The sequence below is a fragment of the Paramylibacter ulvae genome (assembly GCF_014652655.1).
Classification (GTDB): domain Bacteria; phylum Pseudomonadota; class Alphaproteobacteria; order Rhodobacterales; family Rhodobacteraceae; genus Amylibacter; species Amylibacter ulvae.
The window spans coordinates 63,789-82,995 of the sequence record NZ_BMZF01000003.1 but is presented as its reverse complement, the minus strand read 5'-3'; the positions used below and the strand labels follow the sequence as shown (position 1 = coordinate 82,995).

Here is a 19,207-nt window from a genome sequence, read left to right as displayed (position 1 = left end):
TCAATGTTGCCCCAACCATGTGAACGACGCAAGCCAAAGATCAAAATAAAAGGGCCGCAAAAATGCGACCCTTAAAATTCATATCAGCAATCGCTTAGATTGGGTCAAATACGTTTGAACCAGATTTATAGCCACCGGTTGCGGTATTTGGCACGGCGACGCCTGAACAAACAGGTTTGCCATCAGGGCCAAGACGCGCAGACAAATATCCTTCGGTGCCATCATCAATGATCCAGTGGTCACACCCATGTGGATCAACCCAGATACCCGCTTTTAGCTGTTCCAAACCTTTGGCATCAATACCATAGTCTTTGGTTTTGTCTTGAACCCCACCAACGGAGCCACCTTCACAGCCTGCCAGTGCAAGTGTCGCGGCCGCGGCGATAAAAATTGATTTATACATTATAATTTGCCTCCGTATGTTTCAGCGGCACATTGAATTTCCACGCGGCGGTTTTGTGCTTTACCCTCGGCCGTGTCGTTCGATGCAACAGGTACACGTTCGCCATAGCTACGTGTTTTTGTGACACCTGCGCCAACTGATCGTGCAATTTCGGCAACCGCATCTGCGCGACGTTGACCAAGCGACATGTTATATGCATCGCCACCGTCAGAGTCAGTGTGCCCACTAATTAAATATTCTGCTGAATTTTGTGTTCTGAAAAATTCTTCCAATGATGCGCGTCCGTTTGCACTAATCACTGCTGATGCAGTTTCGAAAAGTTGGTCACTATTTTCGACCAAACACAATGAACCACGTTGACAAACCGGCAGGCCGTCACGCGTTACATTTGGTGTCATAAAACCTTCAAAACCATCATCAAATACCCAATGTTCACAACCGTCTGGATCAACCCAGATTGTTGGAACATAAGTTTCGGTCATATCGGATTGCGCAAATACAGCACCAGAAATACATGTGCTTGCGACAGCCAGAATTGCCATTTTACCTATATTTTTTCTCACGTTTTTAGCCCCTATTGAAAGACGTCAAGACCTTGTAAACATTTAGGCTTAAAAATGCCATAAGAAATATCTCCGTGACCAAGCCATGCTCTTAATACTATGTATAATCGATACGTTTTTAAATACCAAATGTCCTTCGCTATCTTTTTCGGCACATCACGTATCAAAAAATCAACCGACCTCTCGCGCTGAAAGCGAATTTCGATCCGAACGTTCAACTTTTACATTGATGATCGTCCCTATTTTTTCCGCATTTGCCAAAACATGCACGGGTAATAAATACTCTGATCGGCCAATAAGCTGTCCATCAAGACGACCGTGTTTTTCCAGCAACACTGGAATGGTTTTTCCAACCAAACTTTGCTGAAACTCTGCTTGATGTTTTGACAACAACGCCTGAAGCCGCGCCAAACGTTCGGATTTCACATCCTCTGGCACTTGTGTTTTGCGTTCTGCGGCAGGTGTTCCAGGACGTTCGGAATATTTAAATGAATAGGCTTGCGCATAACGCACCTTTTCACATAAATCCAACGTCGCTTGAAAATCTTCTTCGGTTTCACCTGGGAAACCGACGATGAAATCACCAGACAGCGCAATATCTGGGCGCGCTGCACGGATTTTTTCAATCAACTGATGGTAACTTTCGGCGGTATGTTTGCGGTTCATTGCCTTGAGGATTTTGTCCGAACCAGCCTGAACGGGCAAATGTAAGTATGGCATCAATTTATCCAGTGTCCCATGAGCGTCGATCAAATCTTGATCCATGTCATTGGGGTGCGACGTCGTAAAACGAATGCGCAACAAATCATCAATTTTTGCCAGTTCATTAATCAAACGCGCAAGCGACCAAACACCATCGGCGCCCGCCCCGTGATAGGCATTTACATTTTGCCCCAACAACGTGATTTCACGCACACCACGTTCGACCAAATCGCGTGCCTCTGCCATGATTTTTTCCGCAGGGCGCGATACCTCTGCACCCCGCGTATAAGGCACAACACAAAACGCACAAAACTTATCGCAACCTTCTTGCACCGTTAAAAATGCAGATGGCGCGCGTTTCATTTTGGGGCCGCGCGGCAAGTGATCGAATTTGTCCTCTTCGGGAAAATCGGTATCAACCAGCGTTTTACCGTTTCCGACCTTGGCCGCCATATCGGGCAAACGGTGATACGCCTGTGGTCCAACCACCAAATCTACCATAGGTTGGCGTGCGATAATTTCTTGGCCTTCGGCCTGTGCCACACAACCTGTGACGCCAATCTTCAAATCCGGTTTTGCGTTTTTCAGCGGGCGAAAACGCCCCAATTCGGAATAAATTTTCTCTGCGGCCTTTTCACGAATGTGACAGGTGTTCAACAGGATCATATCCGCCTCTTCGGGTGTATCAACCTCGGTATAACCATCAGAACCAAGTGCCGAGACCATGCGCTCTGAATCATACACATTCATCTGGCAGCCATAGGTTTTGACGAAAAGCTTTTTTTGTTCAGACATTTTGGAATCCCGCATCTAGTTGCGCATACGCACAGTGACACTGCCCATATACCCCTTGTGAAAAAGACGCAACTTTGCTGCAAAATTTTAGGTACGTTTACGCCCCAAGCCGCTTTTCTTGGCCAATTCTTGGCGTTTCATCGCATAGTTTGGCGCAACCATGGGGTAATCATGCGCCAACTGCCATTTTGAACGGTATTGTTGTGGCGTCATTCCATAAACCGCCATCAGATGTTTTTTCAGCATCTTAAACGGCTTGCCGTCTTCAAGGCAGATAATGTGATCAGGTGTTACCGAATCCTCGATTGCAACGGCGGGAGGTTGCGTTTCGCGATCGTTTGCGTCGCTTTGTGCCAATTGTTCCAAGGTTTGGTGCACTGAACGAATTAGGCAGGGCAATTCATCCGCGGCGACCTTGCTTGAATTCAAAAACGACGAAACGATCTGTGCCGTTTGTGCGACCAGATCGGAAGTGTCTGATACTGAAATTTCTTCTTCATTTGTGTTAAAAAATTCAACTTTCACAATCACACTCCCCGAAACATTAATACAGATTAGTTAAGACGTATTTTGGATGTTTCAAGTTCGCCGAATTCAATTTTTCAATTGTTTGCGGTCAAATCATTTCCAAAAGAGACGGTTTTATTCAATCGCCAAACGCTCTAAAGAATGCATCATGAAAGTAGCATTGGCGAACATACGATTACAACCTGGCCCGATTGGCATTATCTTTGCCGAAGATGATATTGGCCTTGTCGATACGGTTGCACATCTGCGCAAAGTTGGTTTTGCGAATATTTTTGTGGTGGGCACATTGCTGTCGACACGGCGGTTGGAACCCGCCGATGATATTCATGTTTTCGATCACGACCCAGATCGAACAAACGCTGTGTCAACGTTTTTGAATTTGGTGATAAAGGCATTTCCAAATCAATGGATTTTCCACTGTTTCAACGGTGAGTTTATATATTTCCCGTTTTGTGAAACGCGCAGCATCATCGATCTGCTTTGTTTTGCTGACGAAGAAAATAGAATTAGCATGGCTGGCACGATTGTTGATCTTTACACAGAAGAAAACACGCCAAAAACCTGTGGTTATGACGATGAAAACTGGCTGTTTGATAAATCTGGTTATTTTGCAAATTATCGCGACGACCAAGACCAAACCCCAATGCGATACGTTGAAACCTATGGTGGGCTTCGTTGGAGATTAGAGGAATTTTTCCCGCCGCATCGGCGTCGCATTGATCGCACAAATCTGTTCAAAGCCGTCACTGGTTTACAATTAGATGAAAATCTGGATGGCAATCTGCCCGAGTTTGGAACAATTGGCGCACCGTGGCACAACAGCCCAACAATTGTGATCGCGTCATTTCGCGCGACCAAATTCCTGCACCTCAATACCCATGACAAACGCATGTTTCAAAAGCTGTCATGGTCATGCAGCGCACCATTCGAAAAATCATCACACCAATTGATGGAACTGGGTTTTATGGAACCTGGTCAGTGGTTTTAACAACGGCGTCTATTTTTCGCGCAGGCGAATAACCACATCAATGCGGGCAACCTCGGTGCCATCGGGCGCCTTTGGTAAGCTGACAAATTTAACCGCATCTTTGGGGGCATCCGTCACCTTGGACGAATTTTCCCAATAGTAATGTGGGTGTTCATCCGTGCGCGTATCAAAATATGACTTGTGGCCATCAACGGTAATTTCATTCATCAAGCCCGCATCACAAAAAACGCGCAGCGTGTTATAAACCGTTGCCAAGGAAACCGAAGATTCCCCAAGCTGTGCTGCCTCGTGGAGGCTTTCTGCACAGACATGACGGTTCTCTCCGTCGCCCACCAGCAATTGAGCCAAAGCAAGCCTTTGGCGTGTCGGGCGCACGTCTGCACTTTTCAACCATTCTAAACTGCGTTGTTCCGCTGCCGTTGTCATGTCATTACATTTCCGCAAGTTGCACATCTATATATGGCTTGAATCGCAAGGAAATTCAAATTCTTTTCCATCGCCGCTGTTTTCAACCCACTATTGCAAGCATCAATCATCCAATGATAGGAATAGCATAACAAAAACACGATAAGGAACAGGCGAAAATGACCGACAGACCAACCAGCTTTGGCTATGAGGATCTCTTGAAATGTGCACGCGGCGAAATGTTTGGCCCAGGGAATGCACAATTGCCCGCACCGCCCATGTTGATGATGGATCGCATCACAGATATTTCCGCTGATGGTGGTGAATTTGGCAAAGGTCATGTTGTTGCCGAATTTGACATCAAACCCGATCTTTGGTTTTTCGAATGCCATTTCCCTGGAAACCCCATTATGCCCGGTTGTCTTGGTCTTGATGGTTTATGGCAGCTTACTGGGTTTAACCTAGGCTGGCGCGGTATGTTGGGCAAAGGCATGGCGCTTGGCGTTGGCGAAGTCAAACTCACTGGCATGGTGAAACCTGATCGTAAAATGCTGACATATCACGTTGATTTCACTCGCGTCATTGATCGCAAAATCAAAGTTGGCGTTGCGAATGGCCGTGTCGAGGCCGATGGTGAATTGATTTACCAAGTAAGCGATATGAAAGTCGGCCTCGCTGCCGAATAATCTTCCAATACGAAGGAGAGCGCATATGCGTCGAGTTGTTGTAACCGGTCTCGGGATCGTTTCGTCTATCGGAAATTCCGCATCCGAAGTGACCGCCGCCCTTAAGGCTGGCAAATCTGGCATCGTGGCCGCCCCTGAATATACTGAACGTGGGTTTCGCTCACAGGTTCACGGGAAACCCGATATTGATGTCGCTGAACACGTGGATAAACGCACATTACGTTTCATGGGACCAGGTGCGGCATATGCCCATATCGCGATGCAACAAGCGATTGCCGATGCAGGACTTGGCGAAGAATTGGTATCCAATCTGCGCACAGGTTTGATTGCGGGTTCTGGTGGTCCATCAACATCTGCGATGTTCGCGGCACATCAAACTGTGCTGGAAAAAGGTGCGCCCAAACGCATCGGACCGTTTGCGGTTCCCAAATGTATGGGATCAACCATTTCGGCAAACCTGTCCACCGCGTTTAAAATTAAGGGCATCAATTATTCGATCACCTCTGCCTGTTCCACATCATTGCATTGTATCGGCGTTGCAACCGAACAAATCATGATGGGCAAACAGGATGTAATGTTCGCAGGTGGCGGCGAAGAACTGGATTGGACGCTGTCATGCCTGTTCGATGCAATGGGCGCGATGTCATCAAAATACAACGACGACCCATCCAAAGCATCCCGCGCTTTTGACGCTGATCGCGATGGGTTTGTGATCGCAGGCGGCGGTGGCATGGTTGTCTTGGAAGATTTGGATCACGCCCTTGCGCGCGGTGCAAAAATCTATGCAGAGGTCACGGGTTTTGCCGCGACATCAGATGGGCACGATATGGTCGCCCCATCTGGTGAAGGTGGCGAACGCGCGATGCGCTTGGCGCTTGAAACCCTGCCAGAGGGTCGCAAAGTTAGCTATATCAACGCCCATGGCACATCGACACCCGTTGGCGATGTTGGTGAAATCGAAGCCGTGCGTCGTGTGTTCGGCAAAGGATCAACGCCACCTGTCAGCTCCACCAAATCCATGACAGGTCACAGCCAAGGTGCCACAGGCGCACAAGAGGCAATCTTTTGTTTGTTGATGCTACAGGATGACTTTATCGCCCCATCAATCAACGTGGAAAACCTTGACCCCGCGCTCGACCCCGCTGAAATCGCCACATCATTGGTGGAAAACGCAGGATTAGACACATTAATGACCAATAGTTTTGGTTTTGGCGGCACGAATGGTTCGATGCTGCTCAGCAAATATAAAGGCTAATCTTATGACAGGATTAATGCAGGGAAAACGCGGTTTGATCATGGGCGTTGCCAATGACAAATCAATCGCTTGGGGTATTGCCCGCGAAATGGCGGCGCAAGGTGGCGAACTTGCCTTTACTTATCAAGGGGATGGTTTTGGCAAACGCGTGAAACCATTGGCCGAAAGCCTTGGCTCAAACCTCGTGATAGAAGCCGATGTGCAAGATGATGCGTCACTTGATAATCTGTTCGCCACCCTTGAAAAAGAATGGGGCAAGATTGATTTTCTGGTGCACGCCATTGCCTACTCCGACAAGAATGAATTGACGGGGCGTATTTCTGATACCACCCGCGCCAACTTCAAAAACTCGTTGGATATTTCCTGTTATTCCTTGATCGAGGTTGCGCGTCGTGCACGCCCATTGATGACAGATGGCGGCACGATTTTGACCCTCACCTATCAAGGTTCAAACCGCGTCACGCCGTTTTACAACGTCATGGGTGTGGCCAAGGCCGCGTTGGAATCAGCCGTGCGTTATCTAGCCAATGATCTGGGTCCAGAAGGCATTCGCGTCAACGCAATCAGCCCAGGCCCCATGCGCACCCTTGCAGGTGCCGCCATTGGTGGAGCACGCAAAACATTCCGTACAACAGAGGCGAATTCGCCCCTTCGCGCCAATGCAACATTGGAATCTGTTGGTGGTACTGCGGTATATTTGGCGTCTGATTATGGTGAATGCACCACGGGTGAAATCATCTGTGTCGATGGTGGTTATCACGTGCTTGGCATGGCACAGCCAGAAAATTTATAAAGCATAACGCCAAGTTTGGAATTGCATGGAAATTGTCATCGCGCTTGGCGTTTGTTTCATCACCTTTTTGATATTGCGCGGGGGCTGGACCGCTGGCAACCGTGCAATGGCGTTCGAGGCATCACCAGATGCCTTGATCATGGGCGCGCTTGCGGTGGCCGCCGCCGTGTATTTCATCGGGGCGTATGCAGGGGCGGCGCTGATCGTTACCGTGATTATCCACGAGTTTGGTCATGTCGCGGCCTACCGCGTGGCGGGGCATGATGATGCCCGGTTTCGCCTTGTCCCATTGATGGGCGGGGTTGCGATATCCAACCGCCTGCCCGACAGCCCATTAAAAGATTTTTATATTTCGTTGATGGGGCCTGCGATTTGCATTGCACCAACGTTGCTTGCGTTATTCACTAGCCCCTATGCCTATCAAATCTACCCACCCGCTGGATACTTTTTGTGGGTATTTGCAAGCTTTAGCGGGGCATTGAATTTTTTCAACTTGCTCCCGCTGTGGCCATTGGATGGTGGGCGCTGCACACGTATTTTGGCACTCGAATTGGCACCGAAATATGCCAATGCGATCACCATCACCATGAGCATCGCATTGGCGGCAATCGCGCTTTATCTACGTGCATATTTGCTTCTTGGGTTTGCGTTGATAACTTTGCCATCTGCGTTACAACCTGTGAATTACGTTGTTGTAAGCCCTATGCGCAAATCACACGCGCTGGTGGCATTGACGGCCTATATTTTCACCGCCGTGTTTTTCTTATTCGCTGGATTCAGCTTCCTCGCGAATTGGTTATAAAATTTGCGGCCAAGACGTTTGACCCTGTGAATAAAAACCTTTCTACTCCGAATAAAGGAGTTTTCAGATGATCAAAGTTTGCGTTTTCGATGCTTATGGCACGCTTTTCGATGTTGCCGCCGCTGCGCGAAAGGCTGCGACGGAACCAAGTTTCAGCAAACTAAAAGACATCTGGCCAACGGTCGCAAATGATTGGCGACTAAAACAACTGCAATATACATGGCTACGTGCGATCACAAAAAAACACTGTGATTTTTGGCAAGTGACCCAAGACGGGCTTGATTTCGCACTGGAAAACAGTGACCTGAACGGCGACGATGCGCTGCGTCAACGCTTGTTGGATTTGTACTGGGAACTTGATGCTTACGGTGAGGTTCCAGAAATGTTATCGGCGCTTAAATCTGCCGGTACGCAAACCGCAATTTTATCAAACGGGTCGCCTGATATGCTTGGTGGTGCGGTTAAATCTGCAAATCTGTCTGATGTGCTCGATGCCGTGATTAGTGTCGAGGACGTTGGCGTTTTCAAACCCGATGCATCCGTTTACCAATTGGTTTGTGATCGCTTTGGCTGTAAACCTGAAAACGTGTTGTTCATATCATCGAACGGCTGGGATGTGGCAGGGGCATCTGGATTTGGGTTTCAAACCACATGGGTCAATCGCGCAGGCGAACCCGTTGATCGCCTGCCTCACGGACCAAAATTTATCCTGTCGGATCTGACCGATATTCCAAAAATATTTGGCCAGCTTTCATGATGTTCTTCACAACCTCTGACGGTCTAAAAATCGCGTATCGCGATCAGGGTTCTGGCGTTCCCATCCTCTGCCTGTCTGGGTTGACGCGCAACAGTACCGATTTTGATTACATGACACCCCATATTCAAAACGCGCGTCTGATTGCGATGGATTATCGTGGGCGTGGGCAATCGGATTTCGATTCAAATTTCGAAAATTATTCCATTGTGCGCGAGGGCCAAGATGCGGTGGAACTGTTGGATCATCTGGGTCTTGATAGTGTTGGCATTATCGGAACGTCACGCGGTGGATTGATCGGCATGGGGTTGGCCGCCGCCGCACCCGAACGTTTGCGCGGGGTGTTAATGAACGATATTGGCCCTGTGTTGGAACCAGACGGATTATCCGCCATCATGGGATTTTTGGGACGCCGCCCAAAATTCAAAACCTACGACGAAGCCGCCGCCGCGTTGCCCAAAATAACAACTGGTTTCGTGGATGTTCCCGCCGCCAGATGGCAGCAAGAGGTGCGCAACCGCTGGGAACAGCGCGACGATGGGCTGCGTCTGCGATATGATCCCAAATTGCGCGACGCAATCGAGGCTGCCGATCACAGCGTCGCCCCCGATATGTGGCCGTTTTTTGATGAGCTCGCGGGCAAACCTATTGCGCTGATCCGTGGCGAAAACTCCGATCTATTGTCGCGTGATACCGTCACAGAAATGCAAAAAAGACGACCAGATATGATTTGTGCCGAGGCGAAAAAACGAGCGCATATTCCCTATTTAGATGAACCCGAATCCTTGGATGTGATCAACAAATTCATAAAGGCCATTTCATGAGCAACATCGATATGATCCGCGCCGCGCAGTCGCGTTTGGCAGGTCACGCACGCGTAACCCCATTGTTATTGTCTCCATTTTTGAACGACATTGCAGGGCGCAATATCTGGGTTAAAGCAGAATGCCTACAACACACGGGTTCGTTCAAATTTCGCGGTGGCTGGTCGGCGGTGTCCGCACTAAACGATAAACAACGCGCCAATGGTGTGATCGCGTTTTCATCGGGCAACCACGCCCAAGGTGTTGCGCTTGCAGCCGCGCGTCATAACGCCAAAGCGGTGATCGTGATGCCAAGTGATGCACCCAAAATCAAAATCGAGAACACTCGCGCATTGGGCGCAGAAGTGGTTTTATTTGATCGCGAAAACCAAAACCGCGATGATGTTGCAACGCAGGTGAACCAAGATGGGAAAATGACCCTGATCAAACCCTATGACAATGACCAAGTGATCGCTGGGCAAGGTACGGTAGGATTGGAAATCGCCCAACAGGCTGGCGAACAAGGGATTGAACAGGGCGAGGTTTTGGTGTGTTGCGGCGGAGGTGGTTTAACAGCGGGGATTGCATTGGCGTTACAAAACAGTGCGCCCAATTTCACAGCTCGCACATGCGAACCCGCTGAATTTGACGACGTTGCGCGATCGCTTGCATCTGGAAAAATCGAAACCAATGCTCGTAAATCTGGATCAATTTGTGATGCTATCATCACGCCATCCCCTGGTGAAATCACATTCCCGATCATGCAAAAACTGTGCGGCGCGGGATTGGTTGTAAGCGAAGATGAATGCCTGCACGCCGTAGCACTTGCCTATGAACGTTTGCGCATTGTGATAGAACCCGGGGGCGCTGCAGCATTGGCCGCTGCATTATTCCACGGCAATGAATTGAACAGCGAAAATGTCATCGCAGTTGCCACAGGTGGCAATGTGGACACTAGCGTTTTCATACAAGCCCTGCAAAAGTTTGGAACCAAATCATGACCCAATTTACCATCGCCAGTTTCAACGTCAAAAACCTGATTGGTGCGGATCACGAATATTACCGTTTTGAATCCTACACCCCCGAAGAATACGCATGGAAACAAGATTGGTTGGCGGATCAGCTTTTCACACTGAACGCGGATATCGTCGGGTTTCAGGAAATTTTCGATCTTGAATCGCTGACCGCTGTGGTCAATGAAACCAACGCACGCGGGATTGCTGCGAATGCAGATGTGATCCCCGACAAATCAAAACGATATCATCGCAAGGCGATTTTTAAAAAACTGCTTTACCAAGCTTATGATCCTGCACACATATTCTTTGCCCCCAACATCCATGATGGCGAACCGGGCCATCGTCGCCCCGGTTTGGCGATGCTGTCGCGCCGTGGATTTGCTGGAACACCCGAAATTGTGCAGCAACTAGATCAGCCCCTGACATTTGAATTTCCAGAACTTGGTGGTGGCGATGCAGGGCACTTCAACATAACTCGTTTGTCGCGCCCGATCATTAAGGCGAAAATTCCCGTTGGTGATCATGTTGTGACAGTGTTCAATTGTCACCTAAAATCTAAACTCGGTGAATATCTGAAACCCGCAGGTGCCGAATTTTCACCTGAGGCGGATTTGGTGAATTACGATCCGTTTGGCCGTGCAATGGGTGCGATGCGCGCCACCGTGCGCCGCATGGCAGAGGCTGCCGTATTACGCGGCTTAATTATCGACGAATTGAATCTTGGTAATCCCGTCATGGTTCTGGGCGATTATAACGATGGCGAACACGCGGTTTCTTCAGAGATTATCGCAGGTGAAAAACCATTCAAGAACTACGCTTGGATGCGCCGCCATGACGCAAAAAATCGCAGCGATCGTTATAGCGACGAAGAAAACGAAATCATTCGTGGGAAAATCGAAAAATTTGGCATGGTCAGCGCGGAAAAACTATTCGTACAGAAAAGCATGCGGGATATGGTTTACACATCCGCATTTGGTGGGGTTTACGAAAGCATCGATCAGATTTTGATGTCACGGCATTTCAATCCAGAAAACAACACCCGTATCGGCGAAATGCAGTATTTTAGCGTGCTAAACGATCACCTGACCGATGGTTCACATCCAGAGGCACCGTATAACAAACTGGCATCCGATCACGGGCAGATCATGGCGCATATGCAGCTGTTTGACGATAACAGTTAATCAAAAACGCGTACGATTTAACGCTACATCGGGCAAGGCCCGCATGAACTCACTGCGTGATTTGGTGGTCTGAATGATTTCCAACATTCCATCACGCCCTGTTTGACGCATAATGTTTGTGACCAAAGATTGCGCGGCACTATAGGCATATGCTGGGCCTTTGCGCCGTACCAATGTGTTCCAATCGCCAAATGTAATCGCACTTTGTACATCAGATTTGCTCTTGGAAGAAACTTGCGCAAAAAATCGTGGTTGCCCCGATAAATGTTCGGCCAAGCCTTCGTCAAACCATGCGGGAAAACGTGGTTGAAGGAAATTTGTTGAATTCACATAGCGGTGCAATTCGATGTGTACTTGTTCATGATTAACGATGTTTTGCTTGATCCCGCTTGGCGCGATCATCACACGATGAAACCCCATCGCCAATCCTGTGGGATAGCTTCCAAATGTTTCGTGGCACGGTCTTTTCGTGCAAAAGATATAAATCGGCTTGGTGCGTGTGGTTACAAAAAACTTTTCCGCGTTTGTTTTCGCCTTGGCCACCATACGTTCAAATTCTGGCCCACGTTCAGGTGCATCCGAATAAATATCAGGTGCCACTTGCGTCACGCCAAACGCCCAAGGTGTTAATGCACGATGCCACCCTGGTGTTGAAATATACAGCCCCAGCAAGAGCATAGGAATGGCGGAAATGATGGCGTTGGGAATTGCTAAAAACATATTTAGACTTTAGCCCAACGCCATGCGATCACAAGTGTTGATTGCTCCTAACCATCCACACGAATGGTTGCGTTTGTTGGGTCGTACGGGCTGTCTTCAACAATTTCACAATCATACCGATCACCCAAAATGTTAACCTGCAACTTTTGCCCAACGGTTGCCATGTCAGGTGAAACATACCCCATGCCGATGGATTTTTTGAACGCGACGGAATACCCGCCTGATGTTAATCGCCCAACCTTTGTATCACCATGATACAATGCCTCGCGCCCCCAAGGGTCGGCGTCCGCAGGGCCATCGATTAACAAGGTCACACATTTGGCACGCACACCTGTTTCCAGCATTGCATCTTTGCCATGGAAATCTTTGGATAGATCAATGAACCTTGGCAAGTCGGCCTCTTGTGGCGTGGCATCGCGCCCCAATTCCGTACCAAATGCACGATATGATTTTTCTTGGCGGAGCCAGTTTTGCGCGCGCGCACCAACCAGTTTCATATCATTTTCAGCGCCCGCCTCCATGATCAGATCATACAGGTAATTTTGCATTTCAATCGGGTGGTGCAATTCCCAACCCAATTCCCCCGTATATGCCACGCGAATGGCATTCACAGGGCACATGCCCAATTCGATTTGACGCGCGGATAGCCATGGAAACCGCTTGTTTGAAAGCGCTGTTTCGGGATCGGCATCCTTGATGATTTTTTTCAACACATCGCGTGATTTTGGACCCGCGATGGCGAATACACCCCATTGCGTGGTGACATCTTGGATTTCGATATATCCAAATTCACCCGCTTTATCCTCTGCCGCTTTGCGCAAATAATCCGCATCATACGCAGTCCACGCACCCGCAGAAACAAGGTAATAGTTGTCCTCACCATTACGCACGATGGTATATTCGGTGCGCGTTGTGCCGTGATCCGTAAGCGCATATGTCAGATTGATGCGGCCAATTTTTGGCAGCTTGTTACAAGTAAACCAATCCAAAAATTGTGTTGCACCCGGTCCTTTGACCACATGTTTTGTGAATGCGGTTGCATCAACCAATCCAACCCCGTTACGGATCGCCTTGGCCTCTGCCACGGCGTATTCCCACCATGCACCACGACGAAATGATCGACCATCATGATCAAAATTTTCATCGGCATCAACGGGGCCAAAGTAATTGGGGCGATCCCACCCGTTCACGCGGCCAAATTGTGCCCCCGCCGCCTTCTGGCGATCATATGCGGGGGATGTGCGCAATGCGGCACATGCTGGGCGTTCCTCATCAGGGTGGTGTAAAATATAAACGTGATCGTAACATTCTTCGTTTTTACGCGCGGCATATTCGGTTGTCATCCAAGAGCCATAGCGTTTCGGATCAAGGCTAGCCATATCAATTTCGGCCTCGCCTTCGACCATCATTTGCGCCAAATAATTACCAACACCACCCGCAGCAGTGATGCCAAAACTAAACCCTTCGGCCAGCCACATGTTACGCAATCCTGGTGCGGGGCCAACCAATGGGTTGCCATCGGGTGTGTAACAAATAGGGCCGTTAAAATCATCCTTAAGACCGCTTTGTTCACATGATGGCATACGGTGGATCATCGCCATATATTGGTCTTCGATCCGTTCCAAATCCAGCGGGAACAAATCCGCGCGAAAACTGTCAGGTACACCATATTCAAAACGTGCTGGCGCATTTTTTTCGTAAACGCCCAAAATCCAACCACCGCGTTCTTCGCGTACATAGCTCTGCGCATCCGCATCGCGAATGACAGGGTGTTCTGGGTTCCCATCCGCACGCCATTTTTGCAATGCTGGATCAACATCGGTGACGATAAATTGGTGTTCCACGGGGATCGCGGGTATTTTGATGCCCAGCAATTTCGCCGTGCGTTGCGCATGATTTCCCGTGGCGGTCACAACATGTTCGGCCGAAATGACAACCTGTTCATCGGATGGCACCAAATTGCCGCCCTTTTCCACCATTTTGGTGACGGTGACGCGCCATTCCGACCCCGTCCATTCATATCCATCAACCTGCCATTTACGCTCGATCGTGACACCACGTTGGCGCGCGCCCTTGGCCATGGCCATCGTCACATCGGCGGGGTTAATATAACCGTCCGTTGGGTGATAAATCGCCCCTTCCAGATCATCGGTGCGGATCAAGGGCCAGCGTTCCTTGATCTGTGCGGGCGTCATGCGGTGATATTCGATACCAACAGTTTCCGCTGTGGAACCATAAAGCATATATTCATCCATGCGATCCTTGGTTTGCGCCATACGCAAATTACCGACCACCGAAAACCCAGCGTTTAACCCTGTTTCCGACTCTAGTGATTTATAAAAATCGACCGAATAATCGTGTAGATGCGTTGTCGCATATCCCATGTTAAACAAGGGCAACAAACCCGCAGCATGCCACGTTGAACCCGATGTCAGTTCGTCACGTTCCAACAACATAACATCTTTCCAGCCATATTTGGCCAGATGATACGCAATCCCTGCGCCAACCGCGCCGCCACCAACAACAAGAGCTTTTACATGGGTTTTCATCGGAGTTACCTTTTGCATAATTCTGCGTATTCATCGCAGGATTCACAATAACCTTGCGCAGAAAACTCGACCAGACATATCGCTGTTACGACATTTTGGAAATTTGCAGTCACGGATTTAAGTTAATCTTTGGCCTTACATTTATTGGCAACGCCCCAGCGCGAGCATTCGCCATACTTAAAACCATATCCCTTGTCAGGGGGTTTTCCACCCCGAAACAGTGCAACGATGCGTTGCCACAGCGTTGGCTTAACCACATTTTCATCTTGCTCAAGGCTTTCAGCAGTGGTTCCCGCAACCTTTGCCGCCGCTTCAGGTTCAGTTGTGATTGTTTGTTCGCTGATTTCGGATTGCACCGCAGGATTAAACTGCATCCAAATGGTAAGGCCCGTAAAGACCACAAAAACGGTCAACAATAACGCAAGAATTACTTTTCGCATTTTACCCCCAAACAAACAGATTTCGCGAACACGGTCACATTACAACCAACCTATCCCTTACAACAGTTAAAAATCCGTACTCATTAACCTTTCTGTGACTGGTACATCTTGGCGCTGCGCAGTATCGTGACAAAAACAATGTCGGAGCAAGCAATGACACAATCAAATCCCCTGCTTTCTGAATGGAACACACCGTTTTCCATTCCCCCATTTGATCAAATTGAAAATCACCATTTCGCGGCTGCGTTTGATCACGCGTTTGATACGGAACGTGCAAACATTGATGCAATTGCAAATAATGGCGATGCACCCAGTTTTGACAACACGATTGGCGCCATGGATCAAGATGGCGTTATGGATCGGGTGCTTGGCGTTTTTCACAACCTTGTTGGCAGCGTGTCAAACCCCGAATTGGAAACGCTACAACGTGACTTGTCCCCGCGTTATGCGGCATTCCATGCAGAAACCATGATGAACAAAAAATTGTTCGCGCGCATTGATACCCTGTTTCAAAACCGCCAAACTGCGGGTTTGAACGCGGAACAATTGCGCGTGTTGGAACTTTATCACCGTATGTTCGTGCGTGCGGGTGCAAACCTTACGGGCGATAATCGCAAACGTTTGGCCGCAATCATGCAGCGTTTGGCCGAACTGGGCACGGATTTCACACAAAATTTGCTGGCGGATGAACGCGAATGGTTCATGAAATTATCAGAAACAGACTTGGATGGTTGCCCAAGTTTTCTAAAATCCGCGGCAAAACAGGCAGCCAAGGAACGCGACACAGATGGTTATGTGATCACCCTCTCGCGAAGCCTGATCGTGCCATTTTTGCAATTTTCCCCGCGCCGTGATCTGCGCGAAACTGCGTTTAATGCATGGGTGAAACGTGGCGAAAATGGTGGCAAAACGGATAACATTGATATCGTCACAGAAACGCTACAACTGCGCGAAGAACGTGCAAATTTGTTGGGCTATGGCACATTCGCTGATTTCAAATTGGAAACGGAAATGGCACAAACACCTGCGAATGTACGTGATCTGTTGATGGCCGTTTGGGAACCCGCCAAGGCGGCGGCAAATGCCGATGCGGCCAAGCTGACCAAGTTGATGCATGAGGATGGGATCAACGCAGATTTGGCGCCGTGGGATTGGCGATATTACGCGGAAAAATTGCGTAAGGCAGAACATGATCTGGATGAAAGCGAGCTGAAACCATATTTCCAGCTCGACCAAATGATCGAGGCATCGTTTGATTGTGCGACCAAACTGTTTGGCCTGACGTTCAAACCGCTTGATGTGCCGCTATACCACCCTGACGCGCGCGCGTGGGAAGTGTTAAAAGACGGTCGCCACATGGCCGTATTCATCGGTGATTATTTCGCACGATCATCAAAACGATCTGGCGCTTGGTGTTCGCGCTTTCGTGGGCAATCAGTACAAGATGGCGTCGATATTCGCCCGATTACTGTTAACGTTTGCAACTTTGCCAAGGCACCAGAAGGCGAACCAGCCTTGTTAACATTCGACGATGCACGCACGTTGTTTCACGAGTTTGGCCACGCTCTTCATTCTATGTTGTCCGATGTGACATACGGTTTCATTTCAGGCACATCCGTTGCGCGCGATTTCGTTGAATTGCCCAGCCAGCTGTATGAACACTGGTTAAGTGTGCCAGAAGTCTTGGAACAATTCGCGCGTCACGCAGACACAGGCAATGCCATGCCGCGTGAATTGCTGGATCGCTTGTTGGCCGCTGAAAATTTTGACCAAGGGTTTGCCACGGTGGAATACACTGCCAGTGCGTTGGTGGATCTCGCGTTTCACACCGAAACGCCGCCATCGGATCCAATGGTGAAACAAGCCGCGATTTTGGCCGCGTTAGACATGCCAAACGCGATCACTATGCGCCATGCGACACCTCATTTTGCGCATGTCTTTTCCGGCGATGGATATTCATCCGCATACTATTCATACATGTGGTCAGAAGTGATGGATGCCGACGCATTCGCTGCATTCATGGAAACAGGTGATGCGTTTGACAAAAAGACAGCGCAAAAACTGCATAATCACATTTATTCTGTTGGCGGATCAAAACCCGCCGATGTGCTCTACACAGAATTTCGCGGGTCATTGCCAAAGGTTGACGCATTGCTCAAGGGACGTGGGTTGGATAAAACCGCCTGATTCATCGGGCCCAGCGGTGAAATTTGGTTGGGCTAATCGCGCAATTCGTTTTTGCCGACGCCCCAGATTTCACCCTTTTTGACCCAGCCGCGAATTTTGCCCGCGCTGATTTTACACCAATCGATGGTGCATTCACCAAGGCGCGCAATAACTCCGTCTTCTGCGAATGCTACGGCTTGTGCACCTTCATAAGGTTTGCGGCGCATTGGGGTTCGGTTTTTTTCAATGGTCACGGTGCGCACACCCGACAAAAGGCGAAAGTGCATCCAGCCACCCTGTCCGTCTGCATCTAAAACACGGCGCCAGTGACCATATTCACCGACAACCTTTAGCGGCATATCTTCGTGCTTAAATACCCAATCAATGCGATGGGTTAAACTGGGGCCACGGCGCACGTTGCCCTCGCCCGTTTTCATCGAAACAAATCGCGGCATCGGCAGGTTGGTCACCGGCCCGCGTTCCGTTTCGGCGTAGGCGGTGGATGTGATAACCACGGCGCATAACACGCCAAGATACTGATTTTTAATCATTTTCAGACCCTGCTCGATCCTTAAAATGCCGAAGTTTCGGCGATTGGTGGCTTTTGCCTTGCCTTACATCGGTTTTTTGCCAGAATGCAGCACAGAAATCCAGTGTGGAGATGGCAACTTGTCAACAAAGTCTTTGAAAGTGATCGTAACGCGACGCCTACCTGAAAGCGTCGAGGCGCGCTTAACTGCGTTATTTAACACGACGTTAAACGCAACCGACACGTTGTTCACCCGTAGTGATTTGGAAACCGCTATGCAATCAGCGGACGTTCTAGTGTCCACATTAAATGATTCCATTGACGCCAAATTATTGGCCAAAGCTGGTAACCAGCTCAAGCTGATCGCGAACTATGGCTCTGGCTTTGACCACATTGATGTAAAGGCCGCACAAAAGCGCAAAATCGCTGTGACGAACACACCCAGTGGCCCCGCATCCGACACCGCAGATATGGCAATGGCATTGATTTTGGCTGTCACACGTCGGTTCAAAGAAGGTTCGGCCGTGATGTCATCTGGTGATTGGACAGGCTGGTCGCCATCTGATTTTCTGGGAACGCGTGTGCAGGGCAAAAAGCTTGGCATTTTGGGCATGGGGCGTGTTGGTACCGAACTTGCGAAACGAGCACGCGCATTTGGTATGGATATCCATTATCACAACCGCAAAAGAGTTCATCCAGCCACCGAGAAAGAGTTAAACGCCACCTATTGGGACAGCCTAAAATTGATGCTGACCGATGTTGATGTTTTATCCGTGAACTGTCCTTTTAATTCCAAAACCGCCAAAATTTTGAACAAGCGATCGCTCGCATTGATGAAACCAGATGCGTTTTTGATTAACACTGCACGGGGTGAATTGATCGACGAAGACGTTTTGGCTGATATGCTGAAAAACGGCAAATTGGCGGGTGCGGGTTTGGATGTTTTGGAACGTGGTCACGAAATCAACCCCGCCCTTCGCGATCTGAACAACCTGATGTTATTGCCCCATATGGGTTCCGCGACGAAAGAAGCGCGCCAAGAAATGGGTGAAAAGCTAGTCTATAACATCAAAATGATGGAAGACGGACATCGCCCGCCAAACCTGATCCTGCCCAATATGGTGTAACG

The 19,207-nt window shown here is 49.1% G+C and carries 20 protein-coding genes; 11 read left to right on the top strand and 9 right to left on the bottom strand.

Annotated features, from left to right (window positions below; genetic code table 11):
• Positions 1-94: 94 nt before the first annotated feature.
• The 4 genes from IE094_RS07190 to IE094_RS07175 form a co-directional block, all read right to left on the bottom strand.
• Positions 95-403, bottom strand: a complete 309-nt coding sequence (locus IE094_RS07190) for a hypothetical protein (protein WP_189639904.1) — start codon at positions 401-403, stop codon at positions 95-97.
• Entirely contained in the window at positions 403-966 is a 564-nt protein-coding gene (locus IE094_RS07185; protein ID WP_373295859.1) for an OmpA family protein, read from the bottom strand. Before IE094_RS07185 ends, IE094_RS07190 begins: the two co-directional genes overlap by 1 nt.
• 171 nt (positions 967-1,137) lie before the next feature.
• Positions 1,138-2,463: a tRNA (N6-isopentenyl adenosine(37)-C2)-methylthiotransferase MiaB gene (gene miaB, locus IE094_RS07180; RefSeq protein WP_189639903.1), complete on the bottom strand. Its 1,326-nt coding sequence runs from the start codon at positions 2,461-2,463 to the stop codon at positions 1,138-1,140.
• 87 nt (positions 2,464-2,550) lie between these two features.
• Positions 2,551-2,988 (bottom strand): Ros/MucR family transcriptional regulator, encoded by a 438-nt coding sequence (locus tag IE094_RS07175; RefSeq protein WP_229802139.1) that lies wholly within the window; start codon positions 2,986-2,988, stop codon positions 2,551-2,553.
• Between the two features lie 151 nt (positions 2,989-3,139).
• Between IE094_RS07175 and IE094_RS07170 the strand changes: the two genes are divergently transcribed.
• Entirely contained in the window at positions 3,140-3,979 is an 840-nt protein-coding gene (locus tag IE094_RS07170; protein WP_189639902.1) for a hypothetical protein, read from the top strand.
• 9 nt (positions 3,980-3,988) lie between these two features.
• Here IE094_RS07170 and irrA read toward each other — a convergent pair whose 3' ends face one another.
• Positions 3,989-4,405 carry an iron response transcriptional regulator IrrA gene (gene irrA, locus IE094_RS07165; RefSeq protein WP_189639901.1) on the bottom strand — a complete coding sequence of 139 codons (417 nt, stop codon included), beginning with the start codon at positions 4,403-4,405 and terminating at the stop codon, positions 3,989-3,991.
• A 158-nt stretch (positions 4,406-4,563) separates the two neighbouring features.
• Here irrA and fabA point away from each other — a divergent pair, with 158 nt between their 5' ends.
• From fabA to IE094_RS07125, 8 genes are all read left to right on the top strand, one after another.
• The gene (gene fabA / locus IE094_RS07160) at positions 4,564-5,070 is read left to right on the top strand and encodes a bifunctional 3-hydroxydecanoyl-ACP dehydratase/trans-2-decenoyl-ACP isomerase (RefSeq protein WP_099592246.1); all 507 of its coding nucleotides are present in this window, start codon (positions 4,564-4,566) and stop codon (positions 5,068-5,070) included.
• A gap of 25 nt (positions 5,071-5,095) precedes the next feature.
• The gene (gene fabB / locus IE094_RS07155) at positions 5,096-6,325 is read left to right on the top strand and encodes a beta-ketoacyl-ACP synthase I (RefSeq protein ID WP_189639900.1); all 1,230 of its coding nucleotides are present in this window, start codon (positions 5,096-5,098) and stop codon (positions 6,323-6,325) included.
• A gap of 4 nt (positions 6,326-6,329) precedes the next feature.
• A complete protein-coding gene (locus IE094_RS07150) occupies positions 6,330-7,118 on the top strand; it encodes an enoyl-ACP reductase FabI (protein WP_189639899.1) in 789 nt (262 codons plus the stop codon).
• A gap of 25 nt (positions 7,119-7,143) precedes the next feature.
• Positions 7,144-7,920, top strand: coding sequence for a metalloprotease (locus IE094_RS07145; RefSeq protein ID WP_189639898.1), 777 nt, complete (start codon positions 7,144-7,146; stop codon positions 7,918-7,920).
• A 67-nt stretch (positions 7,921-7,987) separates the two neighbouring features.
• Positions 7,988-8,677 carry a haloacid dehalogenase type II gene (locus IE094_RS07140; protein ID WP_189639897.1) on the top strand — a complete coding sequence of 230 codons (690 nt, stop codon included), beginning with the start codon at positions 7,988-7,990 and terminating at the stop codon, positions 8,675-8,677.
• Positions 8,674-9,498 carry an alpha/beta fold hydrolase gene (locus IE094_RS07135; RefSeq protein ID WP_189639896.1) on the top strand — a complete coding sequence of 275 codons (825 nt, stop codon included), beginning with the start codon at positions 8,674-8,676 and terminating at the stop codon, positions 9,496-9,498. Before IE094_RS07140 ends, IE094_RS07135 begins: the two co-directional genes overlap by 4 nt.
• Positions 9,495-10,478, top strand: a complete 984-nt coding sequence (locus tag IE094_RS07130) for a threonine ammonia-lyase (protein WP_189639895.1) — start codon at positions 9,495-9,497, stop codon at positions 10,476-10,478. Before IE094_RS07135 ends, IE094_RS07130 begins: the two co-directional genes overlap by 4 nt.
• On the top strand, positions 10,475-11,674 hold the full coding sequence (locus IE094_RS07125; RefSeq protein WP_189639894.1) for an endonuclease/exonuclease/phosphatase family protein: 1,200 nt from the start codon (positions 10,475-10,477) through the stop codon (positions 11,672-11,674). Before IE094_RS07130 ends, IE094_RS07125 begins: the two co-directional genes overlap by 4 nt.
• On the opposite strand, the gene IE094_RS07120 is transcribed toward IE094_RS07125, so the two are convergent.
• From IE094_RS07120 to IE094_RS07110, 3 genes are all read right to left on the bottom strand, one after another.
• Positions 11,675-12,394 (bottom strand): hypothetical protein, encoded by a 720-nt coding sequence (locus tag IE094_RS07120; RefSeq protein ID WP_189639893.1) that lies wholly within the window; start codon positions 12,392-12,394, stop codon positions 11,675-11,677.
• A 47-nt stretch (positions 12,395-12,441) separates the two neighbouring features.
• Positions 12,442-14,943 carry a GcvT family protein gene (locus IE094_RS07115; RefSeq protein ID WP_189639892.1) on the bottom strand — a complete coding sequence of 834 codons (2,502 nt, stop codon included), beginning with the start codon at positions 14,941-14,943 and terminating at the stop codon, positions 12,442-12,444.
• 122 nt (positions 14,944-15,065) lie between these two features.
• Positions 15,066-15,383, bottom strand: a complete 318-nt coding sequence (locus tag IE094_RS07110) for a hypothetical protein (RefSeq protein WP_189639891.1) — start codon at positions 15,381-15,383, stop codon at positions 15,066-15,068.
• 153 nt (positions 15,384-15,536) lie between these two features.
• Here IE094_RS07110 and IE094_RS07105 point away from each other — a divergent pair, with 153 nt between their 5' ends.
• Entirely contained in the window at positions 15,537-17,570 is a 2,034-nt protein-coding gene (locus IE094_RS07105) for a M3 family metallopeptidase (RefSeq protein ID WP_189639890.1), read from the top strand.
• Positions 17,571-17,602: 32 nt separating this feature from the next.
• Here IE094_RS07105 and IE094_RS07100 read toward each other — a convergent pair whose 3' ends face one another.
• Entirely contained in the window at positions 17,603-18,100 is a 498-nt protein-coding gene (locus IE094_RS07100; RefSeq protein ID WP_189639889.1) for an SH3 domain-containing protein, read from the bottom strand.
• Between the two features lie 118 nt (positions 18,101-18,218).
• Here IE094_RS07100 and IE094_RS07095 point away from each other — a divergent pair, with 118 nt between their 5' ends.
• Positions 18,219-19,205, top strand: a complete 987-nt coding sequence (locus tag IE094_RS07095) for a 2-hydroxyacid dehydrogenase (RefSeq protein WP_189639888.1) — start codon at positions 18,219-18,221, stop codon at positions 19,203-19,205.
• The last annotated feature ends 2 nt before the right edge of the window (positions 19,206-19,207 follow it).

Coding starts and splice junctions, on each gene's coding strand:
- IE094_RS07190 (WP_189639904.1), bottom strand. CDS start 403: ATGTATAAATCAATTTTTATCGCCGCGGCCGCGACACTTGCACTGGCA.
- miaB (WP_189639903.1), bottom strand. CDS start 2,463: ATGTCTGAACAAAAAAAGCTTTTCGTCAAAACCTATGGCTGCCAGATG.
- IE094_RS07170 (WP_189639902.1), top strand. CDS start 3,140: ATGAAAGTAGCATTGGCGAACATACGATTACAACCTGGCCCGATTGGC.
- irrA (WP_189639901.1), bottom strand. CDS start 4,405: ATGACAACGGCAGCGGAACAACGCAGTTTAGAATGGTTGAAAAGTGCA.
- fabA (WP_099592246.1), top strand. CDS start 4,564: ATGACCGACAGACCAACCAGCTTTGGCTATGAGGATCTCTTGAAATGT.
- fabB (WP_189639900.1), top strand. CDS start 5,096: ATGCGTCGAGTTGTTGTAACCGGTCTCGGGATCGTTTCGTCTATCGGA.
- IE094_RS07150 (WP_189639899.1), top strand. CDS start 6,330: ATGACAGGATTAATGCAGGGAAAACGCGGTTTGATCATGGGCGTTGCC.
- IE094_RS07145 (WP_189639898.1), top strand. CDS start 7,144: ATGGAAATTGTCATCGCGCTTGGCGTTTGTTTCATCACCTTTTTGATA.
- IE094_RS07140 (WP_189639897.1), top strand. CDS start 7,988: ATGATCAAAGTTTGCGTTTTCGATGCTTATGGCACGCTTTTCGATGTT.
- IE094_RS07135 (WP_189639896.1), top strand. CDS start 8,674: ATGATGTTCTTCACAACCTCTGACGGTCTAAAAATCGCGTATCGCGAT.
- IE094_RS07130 (WP_189639895.1), top strand. CDS start 9,495: ATGAGCAACATCGATATGATCCGCGCCGCGCAGTCGCGTTTGGCAGGT.
- IE094_RS07125 (WP_189639894.1), top strand. CDS start 10,475: ATGACCCAATTTACCATCGCCAGTTTCAACGTCAAAAACCTGATTGGT.
- IE094_RS07120 (WP_189639893.1), bottom strand. CDS start 12,394: ATGTTTTTAGCAATTCCCAACGCCATCATTTCCGCCATTCCTATGCTC.
- IE094_RS07115 (WP_189639892.1), bottom strand. CDS start 14,943: ATGAAAACCCATGTAAAAGCTCTTGTTGTTGGTGGCGGCGCGGTTGGC.
- IE094_RS07110 (WP_189639891.1), bottom strand. CDS start 15,383: ATGCGAAAAGTAATTCTTGCGTTATTGTTGACCGTTTTTGTGGTCTTT.
- IE094_RS07105 (WP_189639890.1), top strand. CDS start 15,537: ATGACACAATCAAATCCCCTGCTTTCTGAATGGAACACACCGTTTTCC.
- IE094_RS07100 (WP_189639889.1), bottom strand. CDS start 18,100: ATGATTAAAAATCAGTATCTTGGCGTGTTATGCGCCGTGGTTATCACA.